The organism is Brenneria populi (assembly GCF_036016195.1).
Lineage (GTDB): Bacteria > Pseudomonadota > Gammaproteobacteria > Enterobacterales > Enterobacteriaceae > Brenneria > Brenneria populi.
Genome location: NZ_JAYWTM010000001.1, coordinates 932,094 through 946,170, shown reverse-complemented (window position 1 = coordinate 946,170; position 14,077 = coordinate 932,094). Strand labels below are relative to the sequence as shown.

Below are 14,077 nucleotides of genomic sequence, written 5' to 3'. Positions count from 1 at the left end.
CTATGTTTATCACGGTGAGTGAAGAACACATCGTCCGGCTGATGCTGCGAATCTGTTTTGCCTGCCATCCGCTATATGGAAGTAATGCGGCGCGGCGGGCCGGCAAAACAGATTTTTCTGCTGCGATTTAACGCGGGGCGAGAAAAAGGCCCCACATACGTGGAGCCTCTATTTTACGCCTTTTCAAACAGTCAGGGAAATTAGATTGACTGAGTGAAAGTACGGGTAATAACGTCCTGCTGCTGTTCTTTCGTCAGCGAGTTGAAACGCACAGCGTAGCCGGATACACGGATGGTCAACTGCGGATATTTTTCCGGGTTCTCCATCGCATCAAGCAACATTTCGCGGTTCATTACGTTGACGTTCAGATGCTGGCCGCCTTCGATGTTGGCGGTTTCGTGGTGGAAGTAGCCATCCATCAGACCGGCAAGGTTAGCTTTACGCACGTCATCATCTTTACCCAGGGCATTCGGCACGATGGAGAAGGTATAAGAGATACCATCTTTCGCGTAGGCGAACGGCAGTTTGGCAACGGAAGTCAGAGAAGCGACGGCGCCTTTCTGGTCGCGGCCGTGCATTGGGTTGGCACCAGGTCCGAACGGCGCGCCGGCACGACGTCCGTCAGGCGTGTTACCCGTTTTCTTACCGTATACCACGTTAGAAGTGATGGTAAGAACAGACTGGGTCGGCACAGCGCCACGGTAAGTGTGCAGCTTCTGAATTTTCTTCATGAAGCGTTCAACCAGGTCGCACGCCAGTTCATCAACGCGCGGATCGTTGTTACCGAACTGCGGGTATTCGCCTTCGATATCAAAGTCGATAGCCAGGCCGTCTTCGTCACGGATTGGTTTAACTTTGGCGTACTTGATGGCGGACAGGGAGTCGGCGGCAACGGACAGACCCGCGATACCGCAAGCCATGGTACGGTATACGTCACGGTCATGCAGCGCCATCAGCACGGCTTCGTAGCTGTATTTGTCGTGCATATAGTGGATGACGTTCAGCGCGGTGACGTACTGTTTGGCCAGCCAATCCATGAAGTGATCCATGCGATCCAGAACTTCGTCGAAGTTCAGATATTCGCTCTTGATCGGTTCGGATTTCGGACCAACCTGCATCTTCATTTTTTCATCCACGCCGCCGTTGATGGCGTACAGCATGGTTTTCGCCAGGTTGGCGCGGGCACCGAAGAACTGCATTTGTTTACCCACAACCATCGGGCTGACGCAACAGGCAATCGCGTAGTCGTCGCTGTTGAAATCAGGACGCATCAGATCGTCGTTTTCGTACTGCAGGGAAGACGTATCGATGGACACTTTCGCTGCGAATTTTTTGAAGTTCAGCGGCAGTTTTTCAGACCACAGAATGGTCATGTTCGGTTCCGGAGACGGACCCATGGTGTACAGGGTGTTCAGGAAACGGAAGCTGTTTTTGGTAACCAGCGTACGGCCGTCCAGACCCATACCGCCCAGAGATTCGGTCGCCCAAATCGGGTCGCCGGAGAACAGTTCATCATATTCAGGAGTACGCAGGAAGCGAACCATACGCAGTTTCATGACCAGGTGGTCAATCAGTTCCTGAGCGTGTTCTTCGGTGATTTTGCCGGCGGCCAGATCGCGTTCGACGTAAATATCCAGGAACGTGGAAACGCGGCCGAAGGACATGGCGGCGCCGTTCTGAGATTTCACCGCGGCCAGGTAGCCGAAGTAAGTCCACTGTACCGCTTCTTGCGCGTTGGCGGCCGGACGAGAGATATCGCAGCCGTATTTGGCGGCCATTTCTTTCAATTGACCCAGCGCGCGATGCTGTTCGGCGATCTCTTCACGCAGGCGGATTGTGGCTTCCAGATTTTCGCCGCTTTCCAGTTCCGCTTGCAGGGAAGTGAATTGGGCGAATTTATCTTTCATCAGATAGTCGATACCGTACAGCGCGACGCGACGGTAGTCGCCGATGATACGGCCGCGGCCGTAGGCGTCCGGCAGACCGGTCAGCACGCCGGATTTACGGCAGCGCAGGATGTCCGGGGTATAAACGTCGAATACGCCCTGGTTATGGGTTTTACGGTATTCGGTAAAGATTTTTTTCAGTTGCGGGTCCAGCTCGCGGTTATACGCTTTGCAGGAACCTTCGATCATTTTGATGCCGCCGAATGGGATCAGCGCACGTTTCAGCGGTGCATCGGTCTGAAGACCAACGATTTTTTCCAGGCTCTTGTTGATATAGCCGGCATCGTGGGAGGTGATGGTCGATGCCAGGTTGGTATCGAAATCAACCGGCGCATGGGTGCGGTTTTCCAGCTTAACGCCTTCCATAACTTTATCCCACAGCGCAGTTGTCGCTGCGGTGGCGCCAGATAGGAAGGATTCGTCACCTTCATACGGCGTGTAGTTTTTCTGAATGAAGTCACGAACGTTAACTCCATCCTGCCATTCACCTTTGCTAAAGCCTTGCCATGCGCTGGCCAATTTTTCATTCAGATCGGTCATTTTACACCTACCTTTGATATGGATTTTTTCAAATCCGACGTTGCGGCTGATTGCACGTTAGTGCTTGTCTCCGCCGCGCAAATAAATTACCCAGTATGTTAAACCTACTAGAAAGCCACCGCCAATAATGTTTCCTAGTGTAACTGGAATCAGATTATCGCTAATAAAATGGCTGACGGTTAAATGTTCAAACTGAGAGGGCGACATGCTGATAGCTTGCCAGAATTCCGGCGTCGCGAAGTCTTTGATGACAATGCCCATTGGGATCATAAACATGTTGGCGATACTGTGTTCGAAGCCGCTGGCGACAAACATGCCGACCGGCAGAATCATCGCGAACATCTTATCGGTCAGGCTGTGGCCGGAATAGCTCATCCACACGGCCAGACAGACCATCAGGTTTGCTAAGATCCCCAGACACAGGGCTTCAACAAAAGTGTGTTCAAGCTTGTGTTCGGCGGTTTGCAGAATATTGAGTCCCCACGCGCCGTTGGCGACCATATGCTCTCCAGAGAACCAGATCAATGCGACAAAGAACAGCGCGCCGACCAGGTTGCCGATATAAACGTTGACCCAATTATAGGCTAGTTGTTTCCAGGTTATACGTCCACTGGCTTTGGCGATAACGGTCAGTACGGTGGAAGTAAACAAATCCGCTCCGCAGACGACCACCAGCATTAATCCCAACGAGAAGCAAATACCGCCAATCAGCTTGGCAATGCCGTAAGGTATCGTCGAGGTGCCGGTGGTGGCGGTAATATAAAAAACGAATGCTATTGAGATGAAAACGCCGGCGGTAATCGCCAAATAAAACGTTACCCACGGTTTTTTTGTTGCTTTATAGACTCCGGCGTCTTCGGCGACTTTCGCCATCGCGGCCGGTAATAACAGAGTGAAGGGGTTGTCAGCTTTCACACTAACTCTCTCTTAAAATTTATCAGCGTCGAGATACTAGCAAAGCGGTATAAAGCAAAATTTGACATGGATCATATTGCGCGAAACTAACGCCGGTGTGGGGTGGGGTATTTCAGGGTGTTGTTGGGTTATCTTGTTGATTTTTATGGTTAAAAATATTTTAATCTTTACAAAAATATTTGAATTTGGCGGGGTTTTCAGGCCAATCCGCCGTTAATGAATATCATGTTTTGTAGAATTTAAGTACGCTATTTTTGCTGCGATTTAATTAAATATTTACCATCTAATAACAAGTAGGTTCTATTTTGTTTAAAGTGACGGGGAATATTAATTTTTAAAGAACGATAACCCTTTAAAAATAAAGGTTATCGTTGCGGCTATTCAGGAAAACGGAATATTGCCGGCAGGGCGGAGAATATTATGGCGTAAATAGCCATGGCCGCCAACGGCGCCATTATTGACCCGATTGTTCCCGCCAGTAGCGGCTTTTGGCGCGTTGCAACTTCTCATAGGCCGCCAATAGCGCGCGGTGGGCGGGCAGAGCGGTAAAGGCGTCATCAATGGCGCATAATCCGTAGAAGCTCTGTTCCCCCGCTATCGCCGCGCCGGCGGCGTCTACCGCTTCACGCCCGTACATTTTGACGAAAGCGTCGTAATACTCGGCGGGATCGCGTTCTTGCTCCAGCGCCAGTTGCAGCAGCGTTTGCAAACAGCGGTAGTAGTTGCCGCGCCGCGCGTCAAAGACGGAGTCGTTGAAATCCTGCGTCCATTCGGCCCAGGTTAACGCCTGTTCCAAATCGCCGCCCGCCAGCGCCAGCATCGACTTCAGCTCGCCGATGCGCAGCGTAAACCAGGCGTTGTCCTTGCCTGTGGCGATGCCGAGCAGTTCCCGTACCCGGGTAAAATCGTCGAAACCTTCATCATCCAGCTGTTGCAGCAGGGCGAGATACTCAGCTTTTTCCCATTGGCTATCCGGCAGCGCCAACAGCGTTGCGCGCAGGTGAGCGCCCATATTGTTATTGGCCAACAGCAGATCTTCGGCGGGATAGATATCCGACATGCCGGGAACCAGGATGCGGCAAGCGTAAACGGAAAGGTGCTGATAGTCGGCGATGTACACTTCTTTATCTTCCTGCCGGAAAATCGCCATCAGCGCGGCAAACTCTTCTTCCGTCGTCCCGCTGAAGCTCCAGTCGACAAATTCGTAATCCGCCCGGCTCTTGAACATATCCCAGGAGATCAGACCGCTGGAGTCGATAAAGTGGGTTTCCAGATTGGCATGTTCCGCCACCTCTTCGGTATCGAATGTCGGCGCAGTGAAAACGTTCAGATCTTTCAGTCCGCGGCCCTGCAGGAGCTCCGTCACCGTTCTCTCCAGCGCTACGCCGAAGTCGGGGTGGGCGCCGAACGAAGCGAAACAGGTTCCGTTCGTCGGATTAAACAGCACCACGCAGATAACGGGATAGCGCCCGCCAAGAGAGGCGTCGTAAGCGAAGATGGGAAAACCTTCTTTCTCCAGCGTGGCAATGGCTTCAACCACGCCCGGATAGCGATCTAACACCGATTGCGGAATGCTTGGCAGGCTGATCGATTGCGCGATAATTCGATTTTTAACGCTGCGCTCGAATACTTCCGACAGCCCCTGAACGCGCGCTTCATTGGCCGTATTGCCCGCGGACATCCCGTTGGATACATACAGGTTGCCGATGATGTTCACCGGAATGTAGACCGTCTGCAAATCGGACTGGCGGGTAAACGGCAGCGCGCAGATTCCCCGCGCGGTATCGCCTGACTGCAGGTCGATCAAATCGCTGGCGCCGAGCTCTTTCTCCGCATCGTAAAATTCACGCAGTCGGGGATCCAGCATACCTTCGGGCAGCGCGTTATCCGCGGGAACGGGAAACCATTTTTCATTGGGGTAATGCACGAAATCGCCCTGCGCGACGGTTTTTCCCAGGTAAAAATCCGCGAAAAAATAGTTGGTCGACAAACGCTCGAAGTATTCGCCTAGCGCTGAGGCCAGCGCGGCCTTTTTGCTGGCGCCCTTGCCGTTGGTGAAACAGAGCGGACAATCGCGATCGCGAATGTGAACGGACCAGACGTTGGGCACGGGATTTAACCATGAGGCTTCTTCGATGTTGAACCCCAGATTTTGGAGCTGTTGTTGAAAACGGGCGATGGAATCTTCCAGGGCGGCGTCTTTGCCTGGGATAAACGTTTGAGTCATGGTTTTCACTTTTGCAGGTTGAATAGGGGTGCATGATACGGGCTTTTGGGCGCGGACTCTAATTATTCTATAACAGCTTGATAACATGGGATGAGATGTAGCCTCTCACCCGATGTTTTGCGGCGTAAAGCGCAATAAGCGTTGCAGCTATGGGTGCCGAGTGATAAAACCGATAGTAGAGTAAAGCAGTGTGTCTTGAACCATTGTGATAGAATAATCATTATTTTTAGATGTGGTGAGGGGAAATGACTCAGGTTTTTAATTTTAGCGCCGGTCCAGCAATGCTGCCGGTTGAAGTATTACGTCGGGCTGAACAGGAACTGTGCAATTGGCATGGACTGGGTACATCGGTAATGGAAATCAGCCATCGCAGTAAGGAGTTTATGCAGGTCGCTGCCGAATCTGAACAGGATCTGCGTGATTTACTGAAAATCCCTGCCAATTATAAAGTGCTTTTCTGTCATGGCGGCGCGCGTGCGCAGTTCGCCGCGGTACCGCTCAATTTACTGGGAGATAAAACCCAGGCCGATTATATCGACGGCGGCTATTGGGCGCACAGCGCGGTTAAAGAAGCGGAAAAATACTGTACTCCGAACGTTGTGGATGTGAAAACGCGCGTGGACGGCCTGCGCAGCGTAAAACCGATGAGCGAGTGGGCGCTGTCCGACGATTCCGCTTTCGTTCACTATTGCCCCAATGAAACCATTGATGGCCTGGCTATCGAAGAGACGCCTGATTTCGGCGACAAAATCGTAGTGGCTGACTTCTCTTCCAGTATCTTATCCCGCCCCATCGATGTTAGCCGCTATGGCGTAATCTATGCCGGCGCGCAGAAGAACGTGGGCCCGGCCGGTCTGACGTTGGTTATTGTCCGCGAAGATTTGCTGGGTAAGGCGCGTCGTGAATTGCCTTCTATTCTGGACTATCAGATTCTGGCCGACAACGGCTCCATGTTCAACACCCCGCCGACCTTTGCCTGGTATCTGTCGGGCATGGTGTTTAAGTGGCTGAAAGAGCAGGGCGGACTGGTTGAAATGGAAAAACGCAATCAGGCGAAGGCCGATCTGCTTTATCGCGCGATTGATGATAGCGGCTTCTATCGCAACGATGTGGCCGCGGCTCGCCGTTCCCGCATGAATGTGCCTTTCCTGCTGGCCGATGCCGATCTGGACAAGATCTTCCTGGAAGAAGCCCAGACCGCCGGTCTGCATGCCCTGAAAGGACACCGCGCCGTAGGCGGCATGCGCGCCTCCATCTATAACGCGATGCCGCTGGAAGGCGTAAAAGCGTTGACCGACTTTATGGCGGATTTCGAACGCCGCCACGGTTAATGAATGGCAACGCGCGCTATCGCAGCCGTCCCCGCGTAGGCGGGGATTTTCCCCCGCATAACGCATTGCCATCAGAAAGAGAGGCGTCTCGGCAGGCATAGCGCGTTGGTCGTTCCAAACCCCGGTATAAAACCGGGGTTTCTGTATTCACGTTTGGAGAATAAGTTTCACATGCAGGAATCCTTGACCCTACAGCCGGTTAAATTAATTAACGGCACGATTAACCTCCCTGGCTCAAAAAGCGTGTCGAATCGCGCGCTATTGCTGGCGGCGCAGTCTGAAGGAACGACGCGGCTGACGAATCTGCTCGACAGCGATGATGTGCGCCATATGCTGAACGCGCTCCAGGCGTTGGGCGTGACCTATCGCCTCTCCGCCGACCGCACCGAGTGTGAAATCACCGGGGTAGGCGGCGCATTAAAGGCGCAGAAGCCGCTTGAGCTGTTTCTGGGCAACGCAGGCACCGCCATGCGCCCGCTGGCGGCGGCGTTATGTCTGGCCGAGGGCGATATCGTTTTGACGGGCGAGCCGCGCATGAAAGAGCGTCCGATCGGACATCTGGTCGATTCCCTGCGCCAGGGCGGGGCGAAAGTGGATTACCTCGAGCAGGAAAACTATCCGCCCTTACGTCTGCACGGCGGATATCAGGGCGGTGACATCAGCGTCGATGGCAGCGTTTCCAGCCAGTTTCTGACCGCGCTACTGATGGCGGCGCCTTTGGCGCCTCGGGATAGCCATATCCGCATCCAGGGCGACTTGGTTTCCAAACCCTACATCGATATCACGCTGGATATGATGAAAACGTTTGGCGTCGAGGTGCGTAACGATAATTACCAGCAATTTCACGTGGCCGGCGGTCAGCAATACCGTTCTCCGGGTGATTATCTGGTGGAGGGCGATGCGTCTTCGGCGTCCTATTTTCTGGCGGCCGGCGCGATTCGCGGCGGTACGGTACGCGTCACCGGCGTTGGGCGCGCCAGCGTTCAGGGAGATATCCGCTTTGCCGACGTGTTGGAGAAAATGGGCGCGAAGGTCCGCTGGGGCGATGATTACATCGAATGTCAGCGCGGCGAGCTTCACGCCATCGATATGGATATGAACCACATTCCCGACGCCGCCATGACCATCGCGACAACGGCGCTATTTGCGACGGGCGGAACCACCACGCTGCGCAATATCTATAACTGGCGGGTAAAAGAGACCGATCGTCTTAGCGCCATGGCGGCCGAGTTGAGGAAAGTCGGCGCGCAGGTTGAAGAGGGGGAGGACTCTATTCGCATCACGCCGCCCGCTCATCTGAAGCCCGCGCAGATCGAAACCTACAACGATCACCGCATGGCGATGTGTTTTTCGCTGGTCGCCTTATCGGATACGCCGGTAACCATTCTAGATCCGAAATGTACCGCTAAAACCTTCCCGGACTATTTTGAACAGCTAGCCCGCCTGAGCGAAGGGGGCTAATCATCGCTCGTCAGGGCGCGGCGTCCTGGCGAGTCGGCTTTTTTCTATCCGACCGTCTCGTCTTTTTCCTCTCTAGCCCGGCATTAATATGACGTTTCTTACCGTTGGTGCGTATAATGAAGCATCGTAATGTCGTGAATGACATCGACGACATTCCTTGTATACAGGAGAGAGAAATGACGGTGACTGCACCGGTAATAACCGTTGACGGACCGAGCGGCGCAGGAAAAGGCACGTTGTGTAAAGCGTTGGCGGAAGCGCTGCAATGGCATCTGCTGGACTCCGGGGCGATTTATCGCGTTCTGGCGTTGGCCGCCTTGCACCACCAGGTGGATATTCAATCAGAAGAAGCGCTGGTACCTTTGGCTTCCCATCTGGATGTGCGTTTTATTTCTGACGGCGGACAGTTAAAAGTAATTTTAGAAGGTGAGGACGTCAGTAATGAGATCCGCACCGAAGACGTCGGCAATACCGCCTCGCAGGCCGCGGCTTTCCCGCGCGTCCGTGAAGCGTTGCTACGGCGGCAGCGCGCGTTTCGTGAAGCGCCGGGACTGATCGCCGACGGGCGCGATATGGGTACGGTGGTGTTTCCCGACGCGCCGGTCAAGATTTTCCTCGACGCCAGCGCGGAGGAACGCGCGCAGAGACGCATGCTGCAGTTGCAAGAGAAGGGTTTTAGTGTTAACTTTGAACGTCTTTTATCTGAGATAAAAGAACGTGACGAACGCGATCGCAATCGACCCGTCGCGCCCCTGGTGCCCGCCGCAGACGCGCTGGTGCTGGATTCGACGGAAATGACGATAGATGAAGTGATTGCCCGGGCGCTGGCCTATTCCCGTAAAGCGCTCGCCTAGTCATATACCGGCCAATGAGCCGATGAATTTTTACCTCGCTGTAAGGATGAACAGCGGGGCATGTTAAACAACCCCATCGAGCAGGACGCCGGATGGACGTTAAATTGAAGACTCCTAAGATTATCAACATGACAGAATCTTTTGCTCAACTCTTTGAAGAATCCCTGAAAGAAATCGAAACCCGTCCTGGTTCCATCGTTCGTGGTGTGGTCGTTGCTATTGATAAAGATGTTGTACTGGTTGACGCCGGTTTGAAATCTGAATCAGCTATTCCGGTAGAGCAATTTAAAAACGCCCAGGGCGAACTGGAAATCCAGGTCGGCGATGAAGTAGACGTAGCGCTGGACGCGGTTGAAGACGGCTTCGGTGAAACCCTGCTGTCTCGTGAAAAAGCCAAACGTCATGAAGCATGGCTGATGCTGGAAAAAGCTTACGAAGAAGCTGCGACCGTTACCGGCGTTATCAACGGTAAAGTCAAAGGCGGTTTCACCGTTGAGCTGAACGGCATTCGCGCGTTCCTGCCAGGTTCTCTGGTCGACGTTCGTCCGGTTCGTGATACGCTGCATCTGGAAGGCAAAGAGCTTGAGTTCAAAGTGATCAAGCTGGATCAGAAACGCAACAACGTTGTGGTTTCCCGCCGTGCGGTTATCGAATCTGAAAACAGCGCCGAACGCGATCAGCTGCTGGAAAACCTGCAGGAAGGCATGGAAGTCAAAGGTATCGTTAAGAACCTTACCGACTACGGCGCGTTCGTTGATCTGGGCGGCGTTGACGGCCTGCTGCATATCACGGATATGGCTTGGAAACGTGTTAAACATCCGAGCGAAATCGTTAATGTGGGCGACGAAATCACCGTTAAGGTGCTGAAGTTCGACCGCGAACGTACGCGTGTTTCCCTCGGCCTGAAACAGCTGGGCGAAGATCCGTGGGTCGCTATCGCTAAACGTTATCCGGAAAGCACGCGTCTGACCGGTCGCGTAACCAACCTGACCGACTACGGCTGCTTCGTTGAAATCGAAGAAGGCGTTGAAGGTCTGGTGCACGTTTCCGAAATGGATTGGACCAACAAAAACATCCATCCGTCGAAAGTTGTCAACGTCGGCGACGTCGTGGAAGTGATGGTTCTGGATATCGACGAAGAACGTCGTCGTATCTCCCTGGGTCTGAAACAGTGCAAAGCCAACCCGTGGCAGCAGTTCGCTGAAACCCACAACAAGGGCGACCGCGTTGAAGGCAAGATCAAATCCATCACTGACTTCGGTATCTTTATCGGCCTGGACGGCGGTATCGACGGCCTGGTTCACCTGTCCGATATCTCCTGGAACGTCGCCGGCGAAGAAGCCGTGCGCGAATACAAGAAAGGCGATGAAATCGCCGCCGTTGTATTGCAGGTTGATGCAGAACGTGAACGTATCTCCCTGGGCGTGAAGCAACTGGCTGAAGACCCGTTCAATAACTACCTGTCTCTGAACAAGAAAGGTGCTATTGTTACTGGTAAAGTTACGGCTGTTGACGCCAAAGGTGCTACAGTTGAGTTAGCGGACGGCGTTGAAGGTTATCTGCGCGCTTCCGAAGCTTCTCGCGACCGCATTGAAGATGCAACGCTGGTATTGAACGTTGGCGACAGCGTTGAAGCGAAATACACCGGCGTCGATCGTAAAAACCGCGTCGTCAGCCTGTCCGTGCGTGCCAAGGACGAAGCCGACGAGAAAGACGCCATCGCTTCTGTTAACAACAAACAGGAAGAAGGCAATTTCTCCAACGCTATGGCTGAAGCGTTCAAAGCAGCGAAAGGCGAGTAATAACGGTGGAACGGGCGGCGCAGGCCGCTCGCTCTTGAAAACGGTAGTAAGTTATCGTGGTTATTTACCTAATCCACGCACTTGGAGGAACCATGACCAAGTCTGAACTTATTGAAAGACTTGCTGGACAGCAATCTCATATCCCGGCCAAAGTGGTTGAGGATGCAGTGAAAGAGATGCTTGAGCAGATGGCCACGACCTTGGCCGAAGGTGATCGCATCGAGATCCGTGGGTTCGGCAGCTTTTCACTTCACTACCGTGCACCACGCGTTGGCCGTAATCCGAAAACCGGTGAAAAAGTCGAACTGGAAGGCAAGTATGTCCCTCACTTCAAACCGGGCAAGGAACTGCGCGACCGCGCCAATATCTATGGTTAATTCAGCCGTGATGCGCTGAGGTTACCGTAGTTTTACTTGCAAATGATTTATAAATGGCGCCTGAAACGGCGCCATTTTTTTGCTTATGGCCCTGGCTACCTATCCGCCCCGCGAAAACTGCCGCCGTCAAGACGACGCCGGCGCGCCTAACCATTCGACTGCAAACCATACTCCTGTCGTAACAGGCGGCCGTGCTCGTCGAGCAAAGACCGATCCTGGGTGGTGAGTACACGAATAATTCCGAGCGTCATGATACCCTCTTATTGCAGACGTAACTCGCCGGGCTCCAGCGTTTTCGGCGCTTGCCGCGCCTTAAACAGCGTTGCCGTGTTGGGGCCGAATAGGCGGATTTGCTTCCCGTCGACCGTCAGCCAGTCGCCTTCCGGCATGCCGACGATAGTGATGTCGGGTTGCGCCATTAGCAGTTCCGCCAGCCGCTGATTGCGGGTCTCTCCCTGGTGCCCGGCGGGGAGCTCATTGGTGTAATGCGGGTTGATCTGAAAATCGATCAGGCGCAGCGCATCGAATCCCTGCGGATCGATAATCGGCATATCGTTGGTGGTGCAAATGGTCGGGCAGGCAAGATTGGCGCCTGCGCTCCAGCCGATATATGCCGCTCCCTGTTGCACGCGCCGGCGGATCGCCGTCAGCAGCCCGCGCTCACGGCAGCACTTCAGTAAATTGAAGGTATTGCCGCCGCCGACAATGATGATATCGGCATTGAGTACGGCCTGTTGGGGATCTGCTTCGGTGTGAACCGATGTAATGGCGATATCGACGGCGGATAATGCCTGCCGCACTTTTTTCGTATAGTCATCCCAGCCTATCGTCACGCCGGCAAACGGAATAAATAGCGCATGCTTGCGTGTTTTTACCCGTTGGCGAATCGCCTCCTGCGCATGTTCCAGATAGCCTTTGCCCGGTAGGCTTGAGTTACTGAGCAGTAGTAATTGCATGCGATATTTCCTGTCTGTATTAGTATTAGATGAGCCCGGCGACAAGACGGGCGATGAGCGCATTGGAAAGTAATACCGGCAAACCGGCGGCCTCCGCCGCCAGTTTCCGGTGCCGTTCGGTATACCCCATACAATCCATAATGATGACCTCCGCCTGCCGCTCTTTTAACAAACGCGCGGCCTGACGCAGTTTATCCTGGCTGCCGTCATAGGGCGATACCGCCGCGTAAACGGGGGAATGCCGCAGATCGCCCCATTTGCCGCCTTCGCTGGCTATCTGTTTTTCCAGCGGCACCAATATGCCGGCCCGGCGTTGGCCGATGAGCGTGGCGGCGACGCTCGGCACCAGCCTGTCCGGCTCAATCAGCCATGCCTGTCGGCAGGAAAGTCCGTGAAACTCACCGGTGCAGAGCAATATGATGAACGTGCATCCCTGTTGCTCCAACTGGTTCAGCTTCTGTTGGACCGCCTGATGTACGGCCGTTTTACCTAGAATAACGGCGCTGCCGTCAAGCAATCGGCTGGTCAAAACCGCATCGTCGGGCCGAGGCGCGAATTGTCGGTCGATCGCCGCCTTATCCAAACCGTCCAGCACCCCGGCATGAATGCACCGGGTTCCGACCGGCAGAAGCGACTCCAGTATCGGCGTAATATCGGCGCGAGGAGCCTGACCAATCGTCAAAGTACCGAGCAGAGGCATCGTCATCTCCTTATTGGCGCCGTTGCAAATGCGCCAGCGAGCCATAGAGGGCGATCAGGCGGTCATATTCCGCCCGATCGAAAAATTGGCAGGTATTGCGGGTATACTCTTTGGCGACTTCCACCGCGAATTTCGCCGTCGCCGCGATATCGACCTCATGGCTGGCGCCGGTTCCGCAGCCGGGAACGGCGCTTTCGGTGGTAATGGCGACGCCGACCACCGGCGCGGCGGTGGCAATGGAGGGTTGCAGGATACTGTTCAGATGATAGACGCCGTTGCCATAGGGCGTAATATCCTGAGTGGTGATGGGGAAGGTGACCGGCGCCCTGCCGCTGGTCATTTCCATAATACGCAGCAGATCATCGGATACGCGCAGAATGTAGCCCTGTTTTACCGTCGGTGAAATGGCATACCCCTTGTGATTGATAATGCGGTTGCCTTTGGTGGTATCAATGGAGAGTACCGCGTCCATTTCCGGCATCACTTCCTGCTGATTCATCTCTTCGGTATCCACCGGCGAGTCCATGAAATCAACCGGCTCGTGCGGCCGGGTGGGCGCGTCCGGGCAGATATGGGTGGTGATAATCACATCGCCGGGCAGCGTGTCGCCTTGCGTTTGCATATGCGCCAGTTTTAATGCGGCGGCAATGGCCGCCACGGCGCCGTCGCCGTCGGAAACCAGACCGATACGTTCAGGACGCGCGCCGATTCCGCCTAAGCGACCGACGATGCCGATGGTGCGGGCTTGACCGCCTTTGCGTTTGCCTCTACTGCCGGGAATGATGATTTTGACGAAATCCGTTTTCCCTTTTTCCCCTTTGAATTCGGTGACGCTGACTTCGACCTCCGGGTAGGCGGACAGCAGCTCAACGACGGTTTTTCCGCTGGCCGCGGCGCTGTCAAGGGCTTCAAAGACTTGTAACGTTTGTAAAAGGCTCATCTTATTCTCTCATCTTATGGTTTATACA

General features: G+C 54.1%; 12 protein-coding genes. 6 read left to right on the top strand and 6 right to left on the bottom strand.

Going from position 1 to position 14,077, the window contains the following annotated elements; all coding sequences use genetic code 11:
- Nucleotides 1-2 precede the first annotated feature (2 nt).
- A complete protein-coding gene (locus VSX58_RS04270) occupies nt 3-131 on the top strand; it encodes a hypothetical protein (RefSeq protein ID WP_327613283.1) in 129 nt (42 codons plus the stop codon).
- A 69-nt stretch (nt 132-200) separates the two neighbouring features.
- Here VSX58_RS04270 and pflB read toward each other — a convergent pair whose 3' ends face one another.
- The 3 genes from pflB to ycaO form a co-directional block, all read right to left on the bottom strand.
- Complete coding sequence (gene pflB, locus VSX58_RS04265) at nt 201-2,486, bottom strand: formate C-acetyltransferase (RefSeq protein WP_327616958.1); 2,286 nt, start codon at nt 2,484-2,486, stop codon at nt 201-203.
- 57 nt (nt 2,487-2,543) lie between these two features.
- Nucleotides 2,544-3,401 (bottom strand): formate transporter FocA, encoded by an 858-nt coding sequence (gene focA / locus VSX58_RS04260; RefSeq protein WP_327616957.1) that lies wholly within the window; start codon nt 3,399-3,401, stop codon nt 2,544-2,546.
- A 454-nt stretch (nt 3,402-3,855) separates the two neighbouring features.
- Nucleotides 3,856-5,628 (bottom strand): 30S ribosomal protein S12 methylthiotransferase accessory factor YcaO, encoded by a 1,773-nt coding sequence (ycaO, locus tag VSX58_RS04255; protein ID WP_327616956.1) that lies wholly within the window; start codon nt 5,626-5,628, stop codon nt 3,856-3,858.
- A 245-nt stretch (nt 5,629-5,873) separates the two neighbouring features.
- Between ycaO and serC the strand changes: the two genes are divergently transcribed.
- From serC to ihfB, 5 genes are all read left to right on the top strand, one after another.
- Nucleotides 5,874-6,959, top strand: coding sequence for a 3-phosphoserine/phosphohydroxythreonine transaminase (gene serC, locus VSX58_RS04250; RefSeq protein WP_327616954.1), 1,086 nt, complete (start codon nt 5,874-5,876; stop codon nt 6,957-6,959).
- Nucleotides 6,960-7,130: 171 nt separating this feature from the next.
- Nucleotides 7,131-8,420, top strand: coding sequence for a 3-phosphoshikimate 1-carboxyvinyltransferase (gene aroA / locus VSX58_RS04245; protein ID WP_327616953.1), 1,290 nt, complete (start codon nt 7,131-7,133; stop codon nt 8,418-8,420).
- A 176-nt stretch (nt 8,421-8,596) separates the two neighbouring features.
- Nucleotides 8,597-9,274 carry a (d)CMP kinase gene (cmk, locus tag VSX58_RS04240; RefSeq protein ID WP_327616952.1) on the top strand — a complete coding sequence of 226 codons (678 nt, stop codon included), beginning with the start codon at nt 8,597-8,599 and terminating at the stop codon, nt 9,272-9,274.
- Nucleotides 9,275-9,402: 128 nt separating this feature from the next.
- Nucleotides 9,403-11,076, top strand: coding sequence for a 30S ribosomal protein S1 (gene rpsA, locus VSX58_RS04235; protein WP_327616951.1), 1,674 nt, complete (start codon nt 9,403-9,405; stop codon nt 11,074-11,076).
- A gap of 92 nt (nt 11,077-11,168) precedes the next feature.
- Nucleotides 11,169-11,453 (top strand): integration host factor subunit beta, encoded by a 285-nt coding sequence (gene ihfB, locus VSX58_RS04230; protein WP_048639213.1) that lies wholly within the window; start codon nt 11,169-11,171, stop codon nt 11,451-11,453.
- Between the two features lie 260 nt (nt 11,454-11,713).
- On the opposite strand, the gene pepE is transcribed toward ihfB, so the two are convergent.
- Genes pepE through VSX58_RS04215 form a run of 3 tightly spaced genes read right to left on the bottom strand, consistent with a single transcriptional unit; the run spans nt 11,714 to nt 14,049 of the window.
- On the bottom strand, nt 11,714-12,409 hold the full coding sequence (gene pepE, locus VSX58_RS04225; RefSeq protein WP_327616950.1) for a dipeptidase PepE: 696 nt from the start codon (nt 12,407-12,409) through the stop codon (nt 11,714-11,716).
- A 25-nt stretch (nt 12,410-12,434) separates the two neighbouring features.
- Nucleotides 12,435-13,109, bottom strand: coding sequence for an AroM family protein (locus VSX58_RS04220; RefSeq protein WP_327616949.1), 675 nt, complete (start codon nt 13,107-13,109; stop codon nt 12,435-12,437).
- Nucleotides 13,110-13,119: 10 nt separating this feature from the next.
- Entirely contained in the window at nt 13,120-14,049 is a 930-nt protein-coding gene (locus tag VSX58_RS04215) for a DUF1177 domain-containing protein (protein WP_327616948.1), read from the bottom strand.
- Nucleotides 14,050-14,077 lie beyond the last annotated feature (28 nt).

Bases quoted from the DNA above. Each gene is read 5' to 3' on its own strand.
- VSX58_RS04220 (WP_327616949.1), bottom strand. From the start codon at position 13,109: ATGCCTCTGCTCGGTACTTTGACGATTGGTCAGGCTCCTCGCGCCGAT.
- VSX58_RS04215 (WP_327616948.1), bottom strand. From the start codon at position 14,049: ATGAGCCTTTTACAAACGTTACAAGTCTTTGAAGCCCTTGACAGCGCC.
- pepE (WP_327616950.1), bottom strand. From the start codon at position 12,409: ATGCAATTACTACTGCTCAGTAACTCAAGCCTACCGGGCAAAGGCTAT.
- serC (WP_327616954.1), top strand. From the start codon at position 5,874: ATGACTCAGGTTTTTAATTTTAGCGCCGGTCCAGCAATGCTGCCGGTT.
- ihfB (WP_048639213.1), top strand. From the start codon at position 11,169: ATGACCAAGTCTGAACTTATTGAAAGACTTGCTGGACAGCAATCTCAT.
- rpsA (WP_327616951.1), top strand. From the start codon at position 9,403: ATGACAGAATCTTTTGCTCAACTCTTTGAAGAATCCCTGAAAGAAATC.
- VSX58_RS04270 (WP_327613283.1), top strand. From the start codon at position 3: ATGTTTATCACGGTGAGTGAAGAACACATCGTCCGGCTGATGCTGCGA.
- pflB (WP_327616958.1), bottom strand. From the start codon at position 2,486: ATGACCGATCTGAATGAAAAATTGGCCAGCGCATGGCAAGGCTTTAGC.
- ycaO (WP_327616956.1), bottom strand. From the start codon at position 5,628: ATGACTCAAACGTTTATCCCAGGCAAAGACGCCGCCCTGGAAGATTCC.
- aroA (WP_327616953.1), top strand. From the start codon at position 7,131: ATGCAGGAATCCTTGACCCTACAGCCGGTTAAATTAATTAACGGCACG.
- cmk (WP_327616952.1), top strand. From the start codon at position 8,597: ATGACGGTGACTGCACCGGTAATAACCGTTGACGGACCGAGCGGCGCA.